This window comes from Roseateles sp. P5_E1, assembly GCF_054049335.1.
The window spans coordinates 1-675 of record NZ_JBFUMN010000224.1; the positions used below are offsets into that span (position 1 = coordinate 1).

A 675-nucleotide genomic window follows, 5' to 3' on the forward strand; every position below is an offset into this window, starting at 1 on the left:
GATGCCCGAGGCGATCAACGACGAGACCGCCGCGCAGCTCATTGCGATGCCGTTGAGCGCGCTGATGCTGCTGGAGTTCCTGCAGGTCAAGCCGGGCCAGTGGATCCTGCAGAACGCAGCCAATGGCGCGGTCGGCAAGGCACTGGCGATGCTGGCCAAGGCGCGGGGCGTGCACTGCGTAAACCTAGTGCGGCGTGATGCGGGCGTGGCCGAGATGGACGCGTTGGGCATCGAGCACACCGTGTCGACTGCACAGTCGGACTGGATGGCGAAGGTGCAGGCCAAGACCGGCGACCAGCCCATCGTCGCGGCGGTGGATTCGGTTGGCGGCCGCGCCAGCAGCGAGTTGATGACCCTGCTCGGTGATGGCGGCACGCTGGTGTCCTTCGGGTCRATGACTGGCGAGCCGATGCAGCTCAACTCGGGCGATGTGATCTTCAAGCAGGCCACGGTGAAGGGCTTCTGGGGCAGCAAGGTCAGCCAGGCGATGGCGCCGGAAGACAAGCGCCGCCTGGTCGGCGAACTGCTGCAGCTGGCCGCACGCGGCGGGCTGAGCCTGCCGGTGGATGCGGTATTCGGCCTCGATGACGTGGCTGCCGCGGCCAAGGCCAGCCTGGAGCCGGGCCGCACCGGTAAGGTGCTGCTGCGCCCGTGAACCGCGCGTAGAGCCGACCG

General features: G+C 68.1%; 1 protein-coding gene. It reads left to right on the forward strand.

Going from position 1 to position 675, the window contains the following annotated elements:
* A partial coding sequence (locus ACXJKJ_RS30730) for a zinc-binding dehydrogenase (protein WP_457395275.1) occupies positions 1 to 655 on the forward strand: 655 nt, incomplete at its 5' end.
* Positions 656 to 675: the final 20 nt, after the last annotated feature.